Raw genomic sequence first — 4,392 nt, forward strand, 5'->3', positions numbered from 1 at the left:
TCGGCAGTTCGAATCTGCCCCCCTCCACCATCATAAATAGGGACATAGTTCAACGGTAGAATAGAGGTCTCCAAAACCTTTGATGTGGGTTCGATTCCTACTGTCCCTGCCATGGCGGTTGTGGCGAAGTGGTTAACGCATCGGATTGTGGTTCCGACACTCGTGGGTTCGATTCCCATCAACCGCCCTTTATTATTAATGGGCTATAGCCAAGCGGTAAGGCAACGGACTTTGACTCCGTCACGCGCTGGTTCGAATCCAGCTAGCCCAGTTTTTTTGGCGGCATAGCCAAGTGGTAAGGCAGAGGTCTGCAAAACCTTTATCACCGGTTCAAATCCGGTTGCCGCCTCCATGTGCTATGCGGGAGTAGTTCAATTTTAGAACACATTCCTTCCCGGAATGAGATATAGGTGTAAGTCCTATCTTCCGCTCCATAATTTGATACAATGCGGGAGTATTTCAACTTTTAGAATATGTTCCTTCCCGGAACAAGATATAGGTGCAAGTCCTATCTTCCGCTCCATAATTTGATATAATGCGGGAGTAGTTCAACTTTTAGAATATGTTCCTTCCCGGAACAAGATATAGGTGCAAGTCCTATCTTCCGCTCCATAATTGCTTCCATAGGGAAGTTTTTTATTTATATATATTAAGCCGGCGTGGCGGAATTGGCAGACGCGCGGGACTCAAAATCCCGTTCCTTTATTGGAGTGTCGGTTCGACCCCGACCGCCGGTATGTAATGGATTTAAAAGGATTAAGTAGAACACTCTACTTAATCCTTTTTTATTTGATATTTTTTTAACTACTTATTTTATATTGTATAAAATGAGATAATATAATATTATATAGCTAATATTTAAAAATGGAGGCTATTATGAGTAGAACTAGAATAAACTTAAAATATTTTTTTAGTAATATTCTTAATGCAGTTGGTGCAGGAGTAGTTATTGCATTACTTCCAAATGCACTTTTAGGAGAACTACTAAAATTATTTAAAGATCAACATCCAATATTAGAGCTTGTTTTTCAATTAGTGACAATTATTCAATCATTTATGGCATTTATTATTGGAATACTGGCAGCACATCAATTCAAATTTAGTGGTGCGGGTGCTAGTATGATAGGTATATCAGCAATGTTGGGCTCTGGAGCTATACAAATGAATGCCAATGGTATTGCATTAAAAGGAATTGGCGATATTATAAACGTAATTTTAGTTATTATTATCGCATGTGCTTTATATTTATTATTACAAGGAAAATTTGGTTCTTTAGAAATGATTATTTTACCTGTATTTATTCCAGTAGTCAGCGGATTAATTGGATTAACGACTTTGCCATATATACAAATTATCACAAAAAGTTTAGGACATGTGATTAATTCATTTACTGAATTTAATCCTTTAATCATGTCTATCTTAATAAGTGTGACATTTTCACTACTAATGGTTACGCCAATTTCTCTAGTTGCTATTGCTACAGCTATTAGTTTAAATGGGTTAGGTAGTGGTGCTGCTAACATGGGAATTGTTGCTGCATGCGTTACTTTTTTCTTTGGTTCTTTACGTGTCAATTCAGTTGGTGTCAATTTAGTTTTGTTTATTGGCGCTGCGAAGATGATGATTCCTGTTTATTTAAAACATTTAATCATTGCAATACCATTAACCATTAATGGTATTATTTCCGGTTTGTTAACATACTTCATTGGAATAAAAGGAACACCATTATCAGCTGGATTTGGTTATACAGGATTAGTTGGTCCAATTAATGCGTTTAATAGAATGCCGGGTGATTCAACATTTAATATTCTTCTATTAGCATTAGGTTATTTTATTGTTCCATTCATTAGTGCTTTTATTATTCATGAATTATGCAAAAAGTTTATACCATCATATAATGATAATATTTATCGATTTGAAATCACTCACCAATAATATTATTTTAAAGGTATTTAAGCATCTATAGTAATGTAGATGCTTTTTTTATTCGAATTTTTTATTGCATATTAATACTTTATTGTGTATAATAATTAAAAAGTTATAGGAGGTTGCTATATGAAATATATTTTTAAAACAATGATCATAGCAATCTTAATTAGTTTGACCTTTATAAATATAGAACCTATGGCTCACGCTGATCAAGATGCAAAATGGGAAAAAATTAAGGAAAGTGGAGAATTAAGGGTAGGATTATCAGCTGATTATGCACCATTTGAATTTGAAAAGACTGTAAAAGGTAAGAGTGAATACGCAGGTATAGATATCGATTTAGCTAAAAAAATTGCTAAAGATAATCACTTAAAATTAAAAATTGTGAATATGCAATTTGATAGTTTACTCGGTGCATTAAAAACGGGAAAAATTGATGTTATTATTTCTGGTATGACTTCAACACCAGAAAGAAAGAAAGAAGTTGATTTCTCAGATTCTTATACTAAAACGGGCAATGTAATGCTTATTAGAAAAAGCGATAAAAATAAATTTCATACATTAAAAGACTTTTCTAATAAAAAAGTTGCAGCACAAAAAGGGACTGAACAAGAAAAAATTGCGCAACAAGAAATAGAGAATGCAGACATTAGTTCATTAAATCGTCTACCAGATGCTATTCTTGCAGTTAAAAGTAATAAGGTAGAAGGGTTGGTAATAGAAAAACCTGTTGCTGAAGCATATGTAAAACAAAATAACAGCTTAATGATAGCTAATGTGAATTTTAATGAAGAAAAGAAAGATAATGTCATAGCTGTGCCAAAAAATTCACCTATTCTTTTAGCGAATGTCAATAAATCTATTAAGGAAGTCAATGACCAACATTTAATTAGCAAATACATGGACAAAGCTTCTAAAGATATGCAAGACGATAGTAGCTTTTTTGATAAGTATGGTGCATTTTTTATCAAAGGACTTAAAAATACAATTTTAATATCAATGATTGGTGTAGTATTAGGAGCAGTATTAGGAGCTTTAATTGCTTTAGCTAAATTGAGTAAGTTTAAATTGCTTTCATGGATTGCCTCTATTTACATAGAATTTTTAAGAGGAACACCGATGTTAGTTCAAGTATTTTTAGTTTTCTTTGGAACGACAGCTGTTCTAGGTTTAGACGTTTCAGCATTAGTATGTGGTACTATCGCACTAGTTATTAATTCTTCTGCTTATATTGCAGAAATAGTTAGAGCTGGAATTAATGCTGTTGATAAAGGGCAAACAGAGGCAGCGCAATGTTTAGGATTAAATTATTCTAAAACAATGAGATATATCATTTTACCCCAAGCAATTAAAAATATTTTACCAGCGTTAGGTAATGAATTTGTAACACTAATTAAAGAATCATCTATTGTTTCTACTATAGGAGTAGGAGAAATTATGTTTAACGCTCAGGTTGTACAAGGTATTTCATTTGATCCTTTTACACCGTTAATTATCGCTGCGATAATGTACTTTGTTTTAACATTTACATTATCTAGAGGTATGAGTTTAATCGAAGGGAGAATGAAAGCCAGTGATTAAAGTTCAAAATTTAAATAAGTCATTTAATAAAAATGAAGTACTCAAAGATATAAATTTAGAAATTAATAAAGGAGAAGTTGTAGCAATTATAGGACCATCAGGAAGTGGTAAAAGTACATTATTAAGATGTATGAATTTATTAGAAACACCATCAAATGGAAAAGTGATTTTTGAAGGAAAAGAATTAACACATAAAAATATAAATTTAAGTGAATTGCGTCAAAAAATGGGAATGGTATTTCAAAATTTCAATTTATTTCCTCACAAAACAGTATTAGAAAATGTCATTTTAGCACCTAAGTTGTTAAAAAAAGTTGATTTAAAAAAACTAGAAATTGAAGGTAAAGCACTTCTAAAAAAAGTAGGACTTGAAGAGAAAGCTAACGCATATCCTTCTCAACTCTCTGGCGGACAAAAACAAAGGGTAGCAATAGCAAGAGCTTTAGCTATGCATCCTGATGTCATATTATTTGATGAGCCAACATCAGCACTTGATCCTGAAGTTGTTTATGAAGTACTTAAAGTTATGAAAGATTTAGCTAAAGAGGGTATGACAATGGTGGTTGTAACTCATGAAATGGGTTTTGCTAAAGATGTTGGTGATAAAGTAATATTTATGGCAGATGGATATGTCGTTGAAAGTGAAACACCTGATCAATTATTTAATCATCCCAAACATGAAAGAACTAAAAACTTTTTGGCGAAAGTATTATAGCATGTTGTATATGAAGACTGATAAAACATTTATAAGGTTTTATATCTAAAAAGTAATAAAAGTTAATTAAGAAAAGAAGATAGAATTTATTCTGAATTATAAATATAGACTTTCTTTATAACATTCTCAAAGTTAAAGAGAGGCTGGGACATAATTTCTAACAAATT

4 protein-coding genes and 7 tRNA genes are annotated in these 4,392 nt (G+C 32.1%); 10 read left to right on the forward strand and 1 reads right to left on the reverse strand.

Annotated elements, in window-relative coordinates; all coding sequences use genetic code 11:
• Positions 1-38: 38 nt before the first annotated feature.
• From HMPREF2647_RS06765 to HMPREF2647_RS06795, 7 genes are all read left to right on the forward strand, one after another.
• Positions 39-112 (forward strand) — tRNA-Trp (locus tag HMPREF2647_RS06765).
• 2 nt (positions 113-114) lie between these two features.
• A tRNA-His gene (locus HMPREF2647_RS06770) sits at positions 115-187 on the forward strand.
• Positions 188-199: 12 nt separating this feature from the next.
• A tRNA-Gln gene (locus tag HMPREF2647_RS06775) sits at positions 200-271 on the forward strand.
• Between the two features lie 7 nt (positions 272-278).
• Positions 279-352: transfer RNA gene (locus HMPREF2647_RS06780), tRNA-Cys, on the forward strand.
• A gap of 8 nt (positions 353-360) precedes the next feature.
• Positions 361-434: transfer RNA gene (locus HMPREF2647_RS06785), tRNA-Gly, on the forward strand.
• Positions 435-537: 103 nt separating this feature from the next.
• Positions 538-612 (forward strand) — tRNA-Gly (locus HMPREF2647_RS06790).
• Between the two features lie 41 nt (positions 613-653).
• Positions 654-737, forward strand: a tRNA-Leu gene (locus HMPREF2647_RS06795).
• Between the two features lie 114 nt (positions 738-851).
• On the opposite strand, the gene HMPREF2647_RS11605 is transcribed toward HMPREF2647_RS06795, so the two are convergent.
• A complete protein-coding gene (locus tag HMPREF2647_RS11605) occupies positions 852-950 on the reverse strand; it encodes a hypothetical protein (RefSeq protein ID WP_353626971.1) in 99 nt (32 codons plus the stop codon).
• Between HMPREF2647_RS11605 and HMPREF2647_RS06800 the strand changes: the two genes are divergently transcribed.
• From HMPREF2647_RS06800 to HMPREF2647_RS06810, 3 genes are all read left to right on the forward strand, one after another.
• A complete protein-coding gene (locus HMPREF2647_RS06800; RefSeq protein WP_353626972.1) occupies positions 919-1,935 on the forward strand; it encodes a PTS sugar transporter subunit IIC in 1,017 nt (338 codons plus the stop codon). The genes HMPREF2647_RS11605 and HMPREF2647_RS06800 overlap by 32 nt on opposite strands.
• A 120-nt stretch (positions 1,936-2,055) precedes the next feature.
• Positions 2,056-3,510, forward strand: coding sequence for an ABC transporter substrate-binding protein/permease (locus tag HMPREF2647_RS06805; protein ID WP_070436372.1), 1,455 nt, complete (start codon positions 2,056-2,058; stop codon positions 3,508-3,510).
• Positions 3,503-4,225: an amino acid ABC transporter ATP-binding protein gene (locus HMPREF2647_RS06810; protein WP_019835687.1), complete on the forward strand. Its 723-nt coding sequence runs from the start codon at positions 3,503-3,505 to the stop codon at positions 4,223-4,225. The genes HMPREF2647_RS06805 and HMPREF2647_RS06810 overlap by 8 nt, the downstream gene beginning before the upstream one ends.
• Positions 4,226-4,392: the final 167 nt, after the last annotated feature.

It is taken from the genome of Staphylococcus sp. HMSC035D11, from assembly GCF_001836075.1.
Taxonomy (GTDB): domain Bacteria; phylum Bacillota; class Bacilli; order Staphylococcales; family Staphylococcaceae; genus Staphylococcus; species Staphylococcus hominis.

Excerpts from the sequence above, each read along its gene's own strand:
- HMPREF2647_RS06805 (WP_070436372.1), top strand. The coding sequence starts at position 2,056 with ATGAAATATATTTTTAAAACAATGATCATAGCAATCTTAATTAGTTTG.